This is a genomic window from Pseudomonas sp. HTZ2 (assembly GCF_033173945.1).
GTDB lineage: Bacteria > Pseudomonadota > Gammaproteobacteria > Pseudomonadales > Pseudomonadaceae > Aquipseudomonas > Aquipseudomonas guariconensis.
Map to the genome: position 1 here is coordinate 2,171,102 of NZ_CP137332.1, position 15,813 is coordinate 2,186,914.

Consider the following 15,813-nt stretch of genomic DNA (forward strand, 5'->3'; position numbering starts at 1 on the left):
CGTGCGATAGCGTTGTGTTCAGGCGCTGATCGAGGCGGGTGGCGCGCGGCTGCGCGCACCAGGGAAGACGGCCTGCCGGGCGTGGCCCTGGTGGGGCGGTGCGGGGAGTAGGGCGGTGGGAAGTACGACGCCGGCACTGAGCGGGCTGAGGGCCTGGGGCAGGGCCGGGCAATTGAACAGCAGCGTGCAGTAGCCGCATTTTTCCCAGACCACATGCAACTGGCCGTCGTCGTGGCCATGGTGGTCGGCGCCGTGGTCATGCCCGGCTGCCATGGGCATGTCCATCGGCGTGGACATGTTCATGCCGGCGTGGTGATCCATCGGCATCGACTGGGAAACCAGTGGGCCGATGAAGATCATCCACATGGCGAACAGGCTCAGCCAGCCACCACCCAGGCGCCTGCGATCAGGGCGGGTTAAGCGGGTGAACCGGTCGCGCGGCAGGCTCATGGCGAGCGTCTGTCAGCGGTCAGTGCGTATGGGCCTGGCCTTGCTGGTCGGCGGGCGGCTGCTTTTGCACGGCCACCTCGACGGTGATGTCGCCGGCCTTCTCGAAGTGCAGGGTCAGCGGGAAGCGCTTGCCGTCGATGAGCAGGCTGCGGTCCTTGGGCTGCATCAGCATCACGTGATAGGCGCTGGGGGCGAAGGTCAGGTTTTGGCCGGCCGGGACGGCCACGCTGGAGACCTGCTGCATTTTCATCAGGCCGTCAGCGGTCTTGGCGTGCTCGTGCAACTGGGCGTCGTCGGTGATGGGGCTGTCGACCGAGAGCAGGCGGTCGTCCTGCTGGCCGTTGTTGTGAACAACGAAGTAGGCCGCGACGTTGGGGGCATTGGGCGGCAGCTCCAACGACCAGGGATGGGCGATGTGCAGGTCGCCGACGGTGTATTCGTGGGCGTTGGCGAAAGCGCCGGGCAGCAACAGGGCGGCCAGGACGAGGGCTTGCTTGAGCATGGTGAGTCTCCGATCTGTTCAGGTGCGGGCAGACAGCGTGGTCAACTCAGACGATCGGAGAGGCTCGGGGATTGAGCGCCGGCCATAGCTGGCGCGGCGTGGGAGTGTAGGCGGCAGGTGGCGCCAGGTGGCTGCCGAGCAGCAACGTTGGGTTGTGCAGCTGCGGCGGGTAGCCGGGCAGTGCCAGCAGCGGCGCGGCGCCTGAGCAGCACCAGCAGTTCATCAGGCTGGCGGAGTCGTCGCTTTGCGGCCCCAGGTCGATCTTGGCCAGTGCCTGGACATCGACCTTGCCTTTGTTCGCCATGCTCGAACAGAAAGCCCCCCACAGCAGCTGCTCGGCCGGACCTTTGGGCGCGGCGGAAGACAGCGGCATGGCCAGCAGGTTGAACAGCACTGCAAGGCAGGCTATCCAGGCAATGTGCCGACGTGGGGGCATGGGAGAGATCCGGTCAGGAATCAGGTGGCTATTGTAAGGGCGAGTATAGGTAAAAGTGCCGGGGTGCGGTGAAGTGCCGCAGGGGCAGCCCCCTGGAGACGGTACTGCGTGTCGCGCGGCAGAGCCCGCCCGACAAGGGGCACCGCTAAATTTGTGTGAGAGGGGATACCAGCAAGGACGTCAGGCCGCGCTTTCACGTGCCATGCTGGGACCCGATTTTCGTTGGACTAAGGCCTGATCGCAGCCATCAGATCAGCCACCTGATCGAAGACGCGATCCACCGCCGGCAACACCGGGCGCTTGAGCACCAGTACCGGTATGCCCTGTTCCCTGGCCACTTCCAGCTTGGGCTCGGTGGCTGTGCTGCCGCTGTTCTTGCTCACCAGCACATCGATCCGGCGCCGTTGGAACAAGGCGCGTTCGTCCATCAGGTTGAACGGTCCACGGGCGCCGATCACTTCGCAGCGCTCGTTGCCTGGGTAGGTTTCGAGGGCGCGTAGGGTCCAGAACTGGTGCGCGGGGATCTCATCGAGGTGTTGCAGGGGCTCGCGCCCCAGGGTGAACAGAGGGCGTTCGAAGGGGGTCAGGGCTTCGATCAGTCCGGCCCAGTCAGCGACTTCGCGCCAGTCATCGCCAGGCTGCGCCTGCCAGGCCGGGCGGCGCAGAGCCCAGCAGGGGATGCCCGCGTAGCGTGCGGCCTGGGCTGCGTTGTGGCTGATTTGCGCGGCGTAGGGGTGGGTCGCGTCGATCAACAGGCTGATCTGCGCCTCGCGCAGATAGACCGCCAGGCCGTCGGCGCCGCCATAACCGCCGACGCGCACCTGGCACGTCAGATCCTGCGGGACGCGGCCGATGCCGGCCAGGCTATAGATATGCTCGGGCCCCAGCTGGCGGGCGATGGCCAAGGCTTCGGTGATGCCGCCGAGCAGCAGGATGCGCGGGCTCATTGCACACCCGCCTTGCCGACGATGCCGCCTTGGCGGTCGATGGCGAACACCTCGACTTGCACCTGCGCAGGCACCACGCTGCGTGCGAAGGCCAGGGCGTGGGCGCACACCGCATCGCCGAGCGGGACGCCAGCCGCGTGGGCCAAGGCCAAGGCCTGCTGACTGGTGTTGGCCGCGATGATCGCTGCCTGTAAGGTGGCGTCGGCGCCGATGTCTGCCGCCCAGGCCGCCAATTGCGGCAGGTCGATGCTCGAACTGCGGCTGTGCAGGTCCATGTGCCCGGCGGCCAGCTTGCTGATCTTGCCGAAGCCGCCGCACAGGGTCAGGCGGGCGACCGGGACCTTGCGCAAATGCTTGAGCACCGCGCCGACAAAGTCGCCCATTTCGATCAGGGCGATTTCCGGCAGGCCGTAGACCTGGCGCATGGTGTCTTCGCTGGCATTGCCGGTACAGGCGGCGATGTGGGTATAGCCATTGGTGTGGGCGACGTCGATGCCTTGTTGGATCGAGGCGATGTAGGCCGAGCAGGAGAAAGGCCGGACGATGCCGCTGGTGCCGAGAATCGACACCCCCCCGAGGATGCCCAGGCGTGGGTTCATGGTCTTGAGGGCGAGCTGTTCGCCGTCGCGCACGTTGACCGTCACTTCGAAGCCACCACCATGGCCGCAGGCGTCGGCGAGCTGTTGCAGGTGCTCGCTGATCATCCGCCGTGGTACCGGGTTGATGGCAGGCTCGCCCACCGCCAGCACCAGGCCGGGACGGGTGACGGTGCCGACGCCCTGACCGGCGACGAAGCGCACGCCAGGCTGCTCGAGCAGCCGCACCTGGGTGTAGAGCAATGCGCCGTGGGTCACGTCCGGATCGTCGCCGGCATCCTTGATCGTGCCGGCCTCGGCACCGTTGTCGGTGCGGCGGCAGAACGCCAGGCGCAGGGTCACCTGCTTGCCCTTGGGCAGCGTGATACGCACGGCATCGTCGCATTCGCCGGTGAGCAGCAGGCGAGCCGCCGCCAGGCTGGTGGCGGTGGCGCAGCTGCCAGTGGTGAGGCCGCTGCGCAGGGGCGCGGCTTTTTCGCGGGTTTCTTCACGCATCGAGGGGCTTCACCACGTCGAGCAGGGTGATCGGCAGAGCCTGGCGCCAGGTATCGAAATTGCCCAACGGCTGGGCATGGGCCACGTGGATGCGGGTCAGTTCGCCGCCATGGGCTTCGCGGAAGTTGGCCAGCGCCAGCTCGCTTTGCAGGGTCACGGCGTTGGCGACCAGGCGCCCGCCGGGGCGCAGGCGCTCCCAGCAAAAGGGCAGCACGCCCTCGCGGGTCACGCCGCCGCCGATGAAGATCGCATCGGGCCGCTCGAGATCGGCCAGGGCCTGGGGCGCTTTGCCACGGACCAGTTGCAGGCCCGGTACGCCCAGGGCGTCGCGGTTGTATTCGATATGGCCTTGGCGGCCTTCATCGGCCTCGATGGCCAGCGTGCGGCAGCTGGGATGGGCGCGCATCCACTCGATGCCGATCGAGCCACAGCCGGCACCGACATCCCACAGCAGCTCGCCCGGTTGTGGCGCGAGGCGTGCGAGGGTGAGGGCGCGCACATCGCGCTTGGTCAGTTGGCCGTCGTGACGAAAGGCGCTGTCGGGCAAACCGGTGACAGGCGATAGTCGTGGGGTGTCGATGGCGGCCTGGCAGTCGATGGCGATCACGTTGAGGTCGGCTGTACGCGCATGCGGCCAATCCTCGGCGGTGCCGCGCAGATGGCGCTCCTCGGCGCCGCCCAGATGCTCCAGTACATGCAGGCGGCTCGGGCCGAAGCCGCGTTCGCACAGTTGTCGGGCGACGGCTGCCGGGCTTTGGCCATCATTGCTCAATACCAAAAGGCGCATGCCGCTGTAGAGATGCGCGTTGAGCGCGGCCAGGGGGCGGGCGACGACCGACACCACCTGCACCTCCTGCAGCGGCCAACCCAGGCGCGCAGCAGCCAGTGCGCAGGAGGACGGCATCGATAGCACATGCAGCTCTTCGGCCGGCACCTGGCGGGCAAGGCTTGCGCCCACGCCATAGAACATCGGATCGCCGCTGGCCAATACACACACGGGCTCGCCGCGCAGAGCCAGGACCGGCGCCAGTGAGAAGGGGCTTGGCCAGTGCGAGCGTTCGCCGACCACGCAGCGTGGCAACAGGGCCAATTGGCGCGGACTGCCGAAGATCCGCGAAGCGCTCAGCAGCGCACGCCGGGCTTGCTTGCCCAGGCCGCTGAAACCGTCTTCGCCGATGCCCACTACTGTCAGCCAGGGAGTCATGTGTCTCGTTCCGCCATCTTTGGGGCCGCTTGGCGCCCTTCGCGAGTGAGCCCGCACTCACAGAAGCCGCACAGCCCAAGGGGGGCGGATGATCCTGTGGGAGCGGGCTCACCCGCGAAGAGGGCGACGCGGTCCGGAATTTCTGCTCAATCGCAGTCAATGCTCGACCGTCGGCTTTTCATGCCGCCGGACAAAGCAGGCATAATACCGCGCCTTCTACACTCAAGCGCATTTTCAAGATTGCCGGACGCCCCCTTGAATCAGCCTCTCGTCCCTGCCGTGTCACCCCGCCCCTCGGCTTGCCCGGGGTTGTGGCGCATCGTCGCGGCCCGTGACGGTGGCATCTGCCGGATCAAACTCCCCGGAGGCGTGCTGCTGGCCGACCAGGCCGAGGCTGTGGCGACGGCGGCAGAGCGTTTCGCGGGCGGCGTGATCGAGGCGACCAATCGCGGCAATCTGCAAATCCGCGGCATCGGCGCGGACCACGCTGGCCTGATCGAGCATCTGTTGGCCGCCGGCCTCGGCCCGCGCGAAGCAGCAGGCGACGACGTGCGCAATGTGATGCAAAGCCCGCTGACCGGGCTCGACCCTGACATGCTCATCGACACGCGCCCCTTGGCCGAGCAATTGCTGCACCTGCTGGAGACCACCCCGCGCTTGCATGGACTGTCGGCCAAGTTCGCTGTGCAGCTCGATGGCGGCGAGCATCTGGCAATGCTCGAACACCCTCACGACCTGTGGCTTTCGGCAATGATGCTCGACGGCCGCGCCTGGTATGCCTTCGGCTTGGCCGGCTGTCCGGCCAGTGGCCAGGTCCTGGGCGCCGTGCCGGCCGAGCACGGGCTAACGCTGGTTCATGCCGTGCTGGAGCGCTTCCTGGACCTGGCCGAGCCAGAGCAGTCGCGAATGCGCCAGTTGCTCAAGGACTGCCCCGCTGAACGTTTCGTCGACAGCCTGGGCCTGGAGATTCGGCGCGATGGCGCAGTGCTGGGTTGGCGGCGTGCGCCGGCCACTGGCGACTGGCTGGGGCCGCTGCCTCAACGCCAAGGCATGGCCTGGGGTGTCGCCCCGCCATTGGGCCGGCTGACTCCGGTCATGTTGCGCAGCCTCGCCAGGCTGGCCCGTGATGCCGGTGACGGCAGTCTGCGCGTGAGCCCCTGGCAGAGTCTCGTTTTGCCCAATGTCGACCTGGCGATGATCGACCGGGCCGAGTTGAACCGTCTTGGGCTGATCTGGGATGCCGGCCAGCCCTTGGCCCGCCTGACCGCCTGCACCGGCGCCGCCGGCTGTGCCAAGGCCCTGGCCGATACCAAGGCCGATGCCCTGATCATCGCTTCCTTGCTGCAAAAAGGTGGCCCCGGCAGTGTGCATGTTTCCGGCTGCCTGCGTTCCTGTGCCGTGGCTCATGTCGCCCCGGCCACCTTGCTGGCCCGCTCTGCGGGCCGTTATGACCTGTATTTGCGCGACGCGAACCAGCCAGGCTTCGGCAGGCTGCGTGCGCGCGACCTTTCCCCAGAAGAAGCAGGCGCCATGCTCGACCTGCCGACGGAGCACCTTGATGATTGACTACATCCGCGATGGTCAGGAGATCTATCGCAATTCCTTCCGGATCATCCGCGAGGAAGCCCGGCTCGAGCGGATCCCCGCCGACCTGGAGAAACTCGCCGTGCGGGTGATCCATGCCTGCGGCATGGTCGATGCCATCGATGGGTTGCAATTTTCCGAAGGCGCCGGCACTGCAGGTCGACAGGCGCTGGCCAACGGTGCGCCGATCCTGTGCGACGCGCACATGGTCGCCGAAGGCGTGACCCGTGCGCGCCTGCCGGCCAACAACCAGGTGATCTGCACCCTGCGCGACCCCAGCGTGCCCGACTTGGCCAAGAAGTTGGGCAACACCCGCTCGGCGGTGGCGCTGGAACTGTGGCGTCCGCATCTGGAAGGCAGCGTGGTGGTGATCGGCAATGCGCCGACCGCGTTGTTCTACCTGCTGGAAATGCTCGATGCCGGTGCGCCCAAGCCTGCGCTGATCCTTGGTTTCCCAGTCGGTTTCGTGGGCGCGGCGGAGTCCAAGGCGATGCTGGCCGCCGACAGCCGTGGTGTGCCGTTCGTGATCATGCAGGGCCGTCTGGGCGGCAGCGCGATGGCCGCCGCCGCGGTCAACGCCCTGGCCACGGAGGTGGAATGATGCAGCCACGCGGACGTCTGTTCGGCCTGGGCGTGGGCCCCGGTGACCCCGAGCTGATCACGGTCAAGGCCCTGCGCCTGCTGCGCGAGTCGCCTGTGGTGGCCTACTTCGTGGCCAAGGGCAAGCGCGGCAATGCCTTTGGCATCATCGAAGCGCACCTGCAGCCTGAGCAGACCTTGATGCCACTGGTGTACCCGGTGACCACCGAGGTGCTGCCCGAGCCACTGTCCTATGAGCAGGTGATCAGCGACTTCTATGACGAAGCCGGCGTGCAGGTTGCCGAACATCTGGATGCCGGTCGCGACGTGGCGGTGATCTGCGAGGGCGACCCGTTCTTCTACGGTTCCTACATGTACCTGCACGACCGCCTGGCCCAGCGCTACGAGACCCAGGTGATCCCAGGCGTATGCTCGATGCTCGGTGGCGCCTCGGTGTTGGGCGCGCCACTGGTGTATCGCAACCAGAGCCTTTCGGTGCTTTCCGGCGTGCTGCCCCATGAGGAGCTCAAGCGTCGCTTGGCCGATGCCGATGCGGCGGTGATCATGAAACTGGGGCGCAACTTCCCCAAGGTGCGCCAGGTGCTCGGCGAACTGGGCCTGGCTCAACGCGCGCTGTATGTCGAGCGCGCGACCATGGCCAACCAGAAGATCGTGCCGCTCGATGACGTGGACCCGCAGTCCTCGCCGTACTTTTCCTTGATCGTCGTACCGGGTGAGAAATGGCAGGGATGAACATCGGCAAGGCACCCGCAATCGTCATCCTTGGCCCCGGCAGCCTGGCGACGGCGCAGCGCATCCAGCTGTGTTATCCACAGGCGAAGATCCTGGGCCTGGCGGGTCGGGTGGAGGGCGTGGACGCTCACTATGAACATTTCGGTGACACCCTGCGCCAGCTCTACCAGCAGGACACCCCGATCATCGCCCTGTGCGCTGCCGGCATCGTGATCCGCACCCTGGCCAGCCTGCTCACCGAAAAAGGCGCCGAGCCGCCGGTATTGGCCGTGGCCGAGGACGGCAGCGCTGTGGTGCCGCTGCTCGGCGGCCTGTCGGGGGTCAATGTCATGGCCCGGGCGATCGCCCAGGCGCTGGACGTGGCTGCGGCCATCACTACCAGCGGCGAGCTGCGCTTCGGCACTTGCCTGCTCAATCCCCCCGAGGGCTACGCCCTGGCGGACCTGGAGCAGGGCAAGCGTTTCGTCTCCGACCTGCTGGCGGGCGAGTCGGTGCGGGTCGAAGGCGATGCGCCCTGGCTCGACCAGGCGCAATTGCCGCAGCACGACCAGGCCCGGCGCATCATCCGTGTGGGATGCGAAGCGCGTCCGGCCTGCCGTGACGAGCTGCTTATCCATGCCCGCTCGGTGTTGGTGGCGGTCGACGGCGCGGCGCCTGATCTGGCAGAGCGCGTGCCTCAAGCGTTGGCCGAGGCAGGTATCGCCCAGGCCGCGTTGGCCTGCCTGTTGGCCGATGAGCACTACATGGCCGAGCCAGCCTTGCACGAGGCGGCCCAGGTGTTGGGTGTCGCCCTGCGTTTCGCGCCAGCGGCTGGGCGCCTGTCCGAGCAGGTCGAGCAGGCCGTGCCAGGGGCGCGCCTGATCGAGCAGGGCGATGTGGTGATCGCCGTGGCACCAGCGCCGATCGAGCCGGCCCAGGTCGGTCGCGGCCGTGGCCGCCTGGCAGTGATCGGCCTCGGCCCCGGCGCGGCCGACCTGATGGTGCCTGCGGTCAAGGCTGAGCTGGCGCGGGCACAGGATGTGCTCGGCTATGAAACATACGTGCGCATGGCCGGCCCGTTCCGCGCCGACCAGGTGTTGCATTGCACCGACAACCGCGAAGAGATGCAGCGTGCCCGGCACGCCTTCGAGCTGGCAGCCGAAGGGCGTTCGGTGGTCGTGGTGTCCTCGGGTGATCCGGGCGTGTTCGCCATGGCGGCTGCCGTGCTCGAAGCCTTGCACGAATCCAGCGACCCCGCCTGGCACCGGGTGGACCTGCAGATCCTGCCCGGCGTCTCGGCATCGCTGGCCACCGCTGCCCAGGCCGGTGCGCCGCTGGGGCATGACTTCTGCGTCATGTCCCTGTCGGACAACCTCAAGCCCTGGTCGATCATCGAAAAGCGCCTGGACCTGGCCGCCCAGGCCGATCTGGTCCTGGCTTTCTACAACCCTATCTCCAAAGCTCGCCCCCACCAGTTGGGGCTGGCGCTGAGCGTCGTTCGCAAGCACCGCGAGGCGAGTACGCCCGTCGTGCTGGGCCGTGACATCGGGCGCCCGGGGCAGTCGCTGCGGGTGGTCACGCTTGGGGAACTGGTACCGGAAATGGTCGACATGCGCACGATGGTACTGATCGGCTCCTCGACCACCTGTACCTTCCCACGCGCAAACGGCGGCGAATGGGTCTATACCCCGCGTTGGTACCCGCTTAAGCCCAACCTCCTGGAAGCATGACCTGCTGAACTACTCATCCCTACATGCATAGTCTTCGAGTCCTACCCGGTATCCGCCGGGTTCCGACTCAAGGATTTGCATGATGAACGACAAACTGATTACCGATACAAACTCCGCCGCTGTGGTGGAGCAATCGCTGATGACATTCGCTGCTGGGATGAGCCTGCAGAATCGCATCGATGTCATGAGCTCCTACCAGTTCGCATCGCTGGTCGCCTCCAAACTTTATGACAGCGAAGACCAGAGCGAGCAGTGGTACAAGCAGAACCTCAAGGTCATGGAAGACCTGGGCTGGCTGACAGTGCGCCGAACCTACGAGCGTGAACACTCCGGCGAGCAATCGCTCGTTCTGGGCGCCATCGCCTTCAAGGCGATGAAGGTTGTGGGCCAGGCTGTCTTCGGCGGCCCCGTCACTGAGGCGATTAGCAAGATCGCCGAGTCGGCGCTTGATGGGCTGGGAAAGTTCACCGAAGCCCAAGAACTCTTCAAGCGCAACTTCAAGGATAAAATGGCGGGCACTGTTGGCTTGACGGCTTGTCTCGAGACGGATGACGGGCGGCTGATGATGGTGCAAACCGCAGTCAGTACCAAAGGCATGGTACGGGATCTGGACACGATCGCGTTCGAGTGGAAAAACAACGCTGCCTACCACTACTCGGGTACCGCGTTTCTGACGTTCAACACCCAACACTACGCCCGCGTGCGCGAGCATGTGGAAAAGCGGCTGGGTGATCGCCGATTCGACAATGTACTGCAATACGATTTCTGACGCCCGGTACCTGCTTTGCGCGTAGCGTCTGTAGGTACTACGTGGGAAGCATGCCTTGTCGGCCCAACGAGGATATGCATCGTGAACAAGCATCGAGCTGCAGTGGCAGGTAGCAGCCTGGTCGCTTTCCTGCCAGGCATCACCTTGGCGCAGCGCCAAGCGGTTTTGTCGGCAGCGCTGATGGCGGAGCGGGTGACGCGTACCGACCATGACGAGGGGCTGGTGACCGACTGGTTCAGCCATTACCGCAGGCAACTGCAGTTTTATGGTTGGGACGCGGTATCGGCGCAGCAGGTTCATTGGCCTGAGCTCGAGCGCCCCGGCATAGTCAATGCCGCGCTGCGCCGTATAGAAGCCACGGCCGGTGAACGTTATTCGACCGCCGTGAAGCTGGCGATGAACGGTTTGGCCTTGAACGACTGGCCGCTGTTGAATTTTGAGCAGCGCACTCGTGAGCGCGGAGTATTCCAACTACTACCCTGTGCTCCCGGGAAACCCGGATATGTTGATCTGGTGCTTTACCACGAGCGTTGTGAGACCGATACGCTGGGTACTGGATTTCTGTTTCGCAACCGGCAGGAAACCCGGGTTCAGGCCGAGCTCGTCCGTTTCAACACGCGCCTGTTCGATCAGCAGTTTCGTGAGTTGGTGGAAAGGCGCCTGGAGAAGATCGCCCGGCAGCAGATCCTTTCCTTCGAAATTTGAGACCATGGGCTCATTCCGGTCAGGGCACCAGATAACCTTTGATCCCAGTGAAGATGATCTGTGCGGCCAGGGCGCAGACGAACAGCCCCATCAGGCGGCTGACGATCTGCAGGCCTTGGTCGCCCAGGATCCGCTCGATGCGGTTCGACAGATACAGCACCAAGCCAACCGTGAAGCTCGCCAGCGCGATACTGACGATGGCCAGCAGCTTGTCGTCCCAGTGCGGTTGGCCAACGCCCATCACCAGCAACGCACCGATGGTGCCGGGGCCGACGGTGAGCGGGATGGTCAGCGGAACGATGGTCACGTCCTGTTGCACGTTGTCAGCCTGGACCGCTGCCTTGCCCTGGGCCATGCCCAGCGCCGAGATGAACAGCACGCTGCCGGCGCCGATACGGAAGGCGTCGGGGGTTATGCCGAATACGCCGAAGATGGCACGTCCGAACAGGTAGAGCACCACGCTGGCCACCAGTGCCGCGATGGCCACACGCCAGGCAAGCTGCTTGCGCTCCTTGCTGGAGTAGCCGCGGGTCAGGCTGATGAAGCAGGACAGCACGAAGAATGGGCTGTAGAGCACGAGCATTTTCAGGTAGACGCTGAACAACTCATGGAGCATGGCGCAAATCCATGGCGGTGAGGGTGTGGGCAAGTGTATCAGGCGCAATGGCGGCGCGGCTTGCGAGGCTCTCGTGCACGAAGCAGGCGGCGCGGTGAATGGCTGCGGCGCAGGCGACACAGCAGCGTTGTTCCTTCAGGGATCTCACGGAGTCTGCAAACGGTCCGAGGCCGCGGCCCGCTTGCTGGCCCAGAACTGGATCAGCTCGCGCAATTGCGACAGCTCCACCGGCTTGGCCATGTGCCCATCCATGCCGGCCTGGCGCGCGCGATCCTTGTGTTCGGTGAGGATATGCGCGGTCAATGCAACCACCGGGGTGCGCTCGCGTTGGTTGGCGGCTTCCCAGGCGCGTAGCTGCTCGGTGGCGGAGAAGCCATCGAGCACTGGCATCTCGCAGTCCATCAGCACCAGATCATAACGCTGCGCTTTCATGGCGCGCAGGGCTTCCTCGCCATTGCTGGCGGTATCTGGTTCGAGGTTGAGCTTGCCGAGCATGCCGCGGATGACCTTGGTGGAAATGCTGTTGTCCTCGGCGACCAGCACACGGAAGTCGCTGGGCAGGTCCAATGGCGGAGGTGGGCCGGGCAGTGTAGGGGCAGGCGGCTGCTCGCGACCGCGCAGGGCGAGCTCTTCGGCCAGCGTGGTCTTGAGGGTATAGCCGGCCACAGGCTTGGCCAGGATGCGCTTGACCCCGGCATTGCGGGCGATGATCTTGCTCGGCGCATTGCTGATGCCGGTGAGCATCACCACCAGGATGTCGTGGTTCAGGCTCGGATCTTCCTTGATCTTGGCCGCCAGCTGCATGCCGGTCATGCCGGGCATGTTCTGGTCCAGCAGCACGGCGTCGAAGTAGTCGCGCAGGTGCGCCTTGGTGCGCAGCAGGGCGAGCGCTTCCTTGCCCGAAGGCACGGCGCTGACGTTCATGCCCCAGGCACTGCACTGCTGCACCAGGACTTTGCGGCAGGTGTCGTTGTCGTCCACCACCAGCACGCGAGCGTCGCGCAGCGGGCCATCGAGGTCGGCCGGAGGCTGCTCCAGGCGCGAGGGGTCCAGCGGCAAGGTCAGCCAGAGGGTGTTGCCCATGCTGGTGCTGCTCTTGATGCCGAATTCGCCCTGCATCAGGCCGATCAGCTGTTTGGCGATGACCAGCCCCAGATGGCCGCCGAGCTTGTTGCTGGAAAGGAACTGATGGCTGTGCAACTGGGCTTGCAGCAAGGCTTCACGCTCGGCGGCGGGCATCGACTCGCCGCTATCCTGCACGGCGATGCGCAGGCGTGGCAGGTCGCCGCGCTGGTCCAGGGCCACCACCAGCAGGATCTCGCCTTGCTCGGTGTTCTTCAGGGCATTTTCCAGCAGGCTCGAAAGCGCCTGGCGCAGTCGGGTCGGGTCTCCGCTGATGACTCGTGGCACCTGGGGCTGGGTGAAGCTGATCAGCTCGATGTTCTGCTGTTCGGCCTTGGCCCGGAAAATGTTCAGGCAATCCTCGATCAGAGCATTGAGGTCGAACTGCACATCATCCAGCTCGATCTGTCGGGATTCGAGCTTGGAGATGTCGAGGATTTCATTGATCAGCGTGAGCAGTTCGTTGCCGGCGCTGTGGATGGTCTGCACATAGTCGCGCTGCTTGACCGACAACGGCGTGCCCAGCAGCAATTCGGTCATGCCCAGCACCCCATTCATGGGGGTGCGGATCTCGTGGCTGATCTTGGCCAGGAACTCGGCCTTGGCGTTGATCTCGGCATCGCTGGCAGCCAATGCGCGGCTGGCGCGGAAGCGCTCCTCGCTGATGCGGCGCAGCCGTTCGCTGACCGACAGGTTCAGCAGCAAGCCGCTGGCCACGGTCAGCCCCATCAGGATGAACAGCAGCCATGGGGTCGAGGTGCGCGTCAGGCCCAGCAAGGCCGGCAGCAGCACCAGACCGCCCAGGTTGAATATCAGCATGGCCACGGCGAACAGTCGCGCAGGGCCGTAGCCCTTGTACCAGTGGTAGGCACTGACCAGCAGCATGGTCACGCTGCCGAGCGCGAGCAGGGCGTAGGTCATCAGGTTCAGTGGCAGGGTGTCCACGAACAGCAGCACCAGGCCGCTGACCGCGACGATCAGCATTTCTGCATGCAGCAGCCGGTTGCAGCGGATCGAGCTGCAGGGGGTGAAGAAATGCTGGGTGAAATACAGCCCGGCCAGCCCGGCCAAGACCAAGGTCAGATAGGCGGCGGGGGTCTGGGCGCTGTGCCACAGCTGCCACCAGGGGCCGCTGAGGTTCAGCAGGATCAAGGCGCTGAGCAGCATCAGGCCGTGGTAAAGGGCCAGGATCAGCGTGGTGCTCGAGCGGGTGTAGAGGAAGCGGATCAGGTTGTGCAGGATCAGCATCACCAGACCGCCGAACAGCAGGCCGAACAGCAATGGGCGCGTCTGGTCGGCCGCGGCCCAAGCCGCAGGCTCAAGGCTGATGGCCGGACGCAACTGGTGTTCGGATACCAGTCGCAGGTAGATGTCCAGCGCGCGCGGGCTGTTGGGCAGCGGCAGCAGGTGGTCGCTGCTGCGCAGCGTCGGGCTGGCATTGCCGCCTTGACGACCATGGTGCAGCTGGCGAACGAGCTTGTCGCCATCCAGCGCGTAGAGGTCCAGGCGTGAAAGGTCGGGTGCGAAGACCCGCAGCAATTGCTCCTGCTCACCTGGCTCGAGCCGGTAGTGCAGCCACAGCGCCTGGTCGGCGGGGGCGGCATCGAGTTCGAACAGTTGCAGAGGACTGAACTGGTTGCGGTAGCGGTCCGAGCGGATATCGCTCAGTTGCAGGTTGGCCTGTTCGTCGAGCAGAACGCTCCAGCCTCCACCTTGTTCGGCCGAGGCCGGGGGAAGGCAGAGCAGCGTCAGCAGGCTGACGATCAGGGCAATGGCAATCCGAAGCCGACGCAAGACGAGATCCCTTCCTAGCCGTTGTGCAGGATAACTATGCGCGGGGCGCCAAGACGAAGGCAAGGCCCCGTCGGGGCCTTGTCGACGAGCCGGAGGCCGTGAGCCAGGGGCGTCACGGCGATCCGTTGCAGCTTACTGGTGCTCGCCACGCTCGCGGGCGATCGCACGGTAGCCGATGTCGGTGCGGTAGAAGCTACCGTCCCAGTCGATTTGCTCGGCCAGGCGATAAGCCTGTTGCTGGGCGGCCTCGACGGTGGCACCCATGGCAGTGGCGCAGAGCACACGGCCACCGGCGGTCACGACCTTGCCGTCCTTGAGCGCGGTGCCGGCGTGGAAAACCTTGCCCTCGAGCTTGGCGGCAGCGTCCAGGCCGTTGATCACGGCGCCTTTGGCGTAGTCGCCCGGATAGCCGCCGGCGGCCAGTACCACGCCCAGGCTCGGCTGCGGGTTCCACTGGGCCTCGACCTTGTCCAGGGCCTTGGCGAAAGCCGCCTCGACCAGCAGCACCAGGCTCGACTCCAGGCGCAGCATGACCGGCTGGGTTTCCGGGTCGCCGAAGCGGCAGTTGAACTCGATGACCTTGGGGTTGCCCGCCTTGTCGATCATCAGGCCCGCATAGAGGAAGCCGGTGTAGACGTTGCCTTCCTCGGCCATGCCGCGCACGGTCGGCCAGATCACTTGGTCCATCACGCGCTGGTGCACATCGGCGGTGACGACCGGAGCCGGGGAGTAGGCGCCCATGCCGCCAGTGTTCGGGCCAGTGTCCTTGTCGCCGACGCGCTTGTGGTCCTGGCTGGTGGCCATCGGCAGCACGTTGTGGCCATCGACCATGACGATGAAGCTGGCTTCCTCGCCGTCGAGGAACTCCTCGATGACCACACGCGAACCGGCATCGCCAAAGGCATTGCCGGCGAGCATGTCACGCACGGCGGCTTCGGCTTCCTCGAGGGTCATGGCGACGATCACGCCCTTGCCCGCAGCCAGGCCGTCGGCCTTGATGACGATCGGCGCGCCCTTTTCCTTCAGATAGGCCAAGGCCGGCTCGATCTCGGTGAAGTTCTGGTAGTCGGCGGTCGGAATCTTGTGACGGGCCAGGAAGTCCTTGGTGAAGGCCTTGGAGCCTTCCAGCTGGGCTGCGCCCTTGGTCGGGCCGAAGCAGTCCAGGCCACGACTGCGGAACAGATCGACCACGCCGGCCACCAGCGGGGCCTCGGGGCCGACGATGGTCATCTGCACGTTCTGCTCGGCGAAGTCGGCCAGTTGCTCCAGGGCAGTGACGTCGATGGCGACGTTCTCGCACTTGGCCTCGATAGCGGTGCCGGCGTTGCCCGGGGCAACATAGACTTTCTCGACGCGTGGGTCCTGGGCGACTTTCCAGGCCAGGGCGTGCTCACGGCCGCCGCTGCCGATGATCAAAACTTTCATGTCAAAACCTCGAATTCTTTCGGACGGGAGGCAAAGCCTCACGCTGTACGAGGTCGCAATGAAGCAGGTAGATGCAAGGCGGGGTCGGTTCCGATGAGCGGAGTTGCCTTCTGGCAATGAGCATCAG

At 65.5% G+C, this 15,813-nt stretch carries 15 protein-coding genes; 6 read left to right on the top strand and 9 right to left on the bottom strand.

The genetic code is table 11. The features are described from left to right. Nucleotides 1-18: 18 nt before the first annotated feature. The 6 genes from R6G97_RS10085 to cbiE all read right to left on the bottom strand — a co-directional run bounded on the left by R6G97_RS10085 (nt 19) and on the right by cbiE (nt 4,630). Nucleotides 19-450, bottom strand: coding sequence for a DUF2946 domain-containing protein (locus R6G97_RS10085; RefSeq protein ID WP_250034398.1), 432 nt, complete (start codon nt 448-450; stop codon nt 19-21). Between the two features lie 19 nt (nt 451-469). Continuing rightward, the gene (locus R6G97_RS10090) at nt 470-952 is read right to left on the bottom strand and encodes a copper chaperone PCu(A)C (protein WP_043207941.1); all 483 of its coding nucleotides are present in this window, start codon (nt 950-952) and stop codon (nt 470-472) included. A gap of 46 nt (nt 953-998) precedes the next feature. After that, the gene (locus R6G97_RS10095; RefSeq protein WP_182817083.1) at nt 999-1,388 is read right to left on the bottom strand and encodes a DUF2946 domain-containing protein; all 390 of its coding nucleotides are present in this window, start codon (nt 1,386-1,388) and stop codon (nt 999-1,001) included. Between the two features lie 227 nt (nt 1,389-1,615). Then, nucleotides 1,616-2,335, bottom strand: coding sequence for a cobalt-precorrin-6A reductase (locus R6G97_RS10100; RefSeq protein ID WP_043207938.1), 720 nt, complete (start codon nt 2,333-2,335; stop codon nt 1,616-1,618). After that, a complete protein-coding gene (locus R6G97_RS10105; protein WP_250034399.1) occupies nt 2,332-3,426 on the bottom strand; it encodes a cobalt-precorrin-5B (C(1))-methyltransferase in 1,095 nt (364 codons plus the stop codon). The genes R6G97_RS10100 and R6G97_RS10105 overlap by 4 nt, the downstream gene beginning before the upstream one ends. Further along, nucleotides 3,419-4,630, bottom strand: coding sequence for a precorrin-6y C5,15-methyltransferase (decarboxylating) subunit CbiE (cbiE, locus tag R6G97_RS10110; RefSeq protein ID WP_317848053.1), 1,212 nt, complete (start codon nt 4,628-4,630; stop codon nt 3,419-3,421). Before cbiE ends, R6G97_RS10105 begins: the two co-directional genes overlap by 8 nt. A 240-nt stretch (nt 4,631-4,870) precedes the next feature. Between cbiE and cobG the strand changes: the two genes are divergently transcribed. The 6 genes from cobG (at nt 4,871) to R6G97_RS10140 (ending at nt 10,729) form a co-directional block, all read left to right on the top strand. Then, entirely contained in the window at nt 4,871-6,196 is a 1,326-nt protein-coding gene (gene cobG, locus R6G97_RS10115) for a precorrin-3B synthase (RefSeq protein ID WP_317848054.1), read from the top strand. Continuing rightward, nucleotides 6,189-6,815 carry a precorrin-8X methylmutase gene (locus R6G97_RS10120; protein WP_043207930.1) on the top strand — a complete coding sequence of 209 codons (627 nt, stop codon included), beginning with the start codon at nt 6,189-6,191 and terminating at the stop codon, nt 6,813-6,815. The genes cobG and R6G97_RS10120 overlap by 8 nt, the downstream gene beginning before the upstream one ends. Further along, nucleotides 6,815-7,546 (top strand): precorrin-2 C(20)-methyltransferase, encoded by a 732-nt coding sequence (locus R6G97_RS10125; RefSeq protein ID WP_043207927.1) that lies wholly within the window; start codon nt 6,815-6,817, stop codon nt 7,544-7,546. Before R6G97_RS10120 ends, R6G97_RS10125 begins: the two co-directional genes overlap by 1 nt. Beyond that, a complete protein-coding gene (cobJ, locus tag R6G97_RS10130) occupies nt 7,534-9,255 on the top strand; it encodes a precorrin-3B C(17)-methyltransferase (RefSeq protein WP_317848055.1) in 1,722 nt (573 codons plus the stop codon). The genes R6G97_RS10125 and cobJ overlap by 13 nt, the downstream gene beginning before the upstream one ends. Before the next feature lie 82 nt (nt 9,256-9,337). Then, complete coding sequence (locus R6G97_RS10135; RefSeq protein ID WP_052352398.1) at nt 9,338-10,024, top strand: hypothetical protein; 687 nt, start codon at nt 9,338-9,340, stop codon at nt 10,022-10,024. A gap of 81 nt (nt 10,025-10,105) precedes the next feature. Then, nucleotides 10,106-10,729, top strand: a complete 624-nt coding sequence (locus R6G97_RS10140) for a hypothetical protein (RefSeq protein WP_090343140.1) — start codon at nt 10,106-10,108, stop codon at nt 10,727-10,729. A gap of 19 nt (nt 10,730-10,748) precedes the next feature. Here R6G97_RS10140 and R6G97_RS10145 read toward each other — a convergent pair whose 3' ends face one another. From R6G97_RS10145 to purD, 3 genes are all read right to left on the bottom strand, one after another. Beyond that, nucleotides 10,749-11,345 carry a MarC family protein gene (locus tag R6G97_RS10145; RefSeq protein WP_043207917.1) on the bottom strand — a complete coding sequence of 199 codons (597 nt, stop codon included), beginning with the start codon at nt 11,343-11,345 and terminating at the stop codon, nt 10,749-10,751. 144 nt (nt 11,346-11,489) lie between these two features. Next, a complete protein-coding gene (locus R6G97_RS10150) occupies nt 11,490-14,261 on the bottom strand; it encodes a hybrid sensor histidine kinase/response regulator (protein WP_043207916.1) in 2,772 nt (923 codons plus the stop codon). Between the two features lie 132 nt (nt 14,262-14,393). Beyond that, nucleotides 14,394-15,686 carry a phosphoribosylamine--glycine ligase gene (gene purD / locus R6G97_RS10155; RefSeq protein WP_043207915.1) on the bottom strand — a complete coding sequence of 431 codons (1,293 nt, stop codon included), beginning with the start codon at nt 15,684-15,686 and terminating at the stop codon, nt 14,394-14,396. Nucleotides 15,687-15,813: the final 127 nt, after the last annotated feature.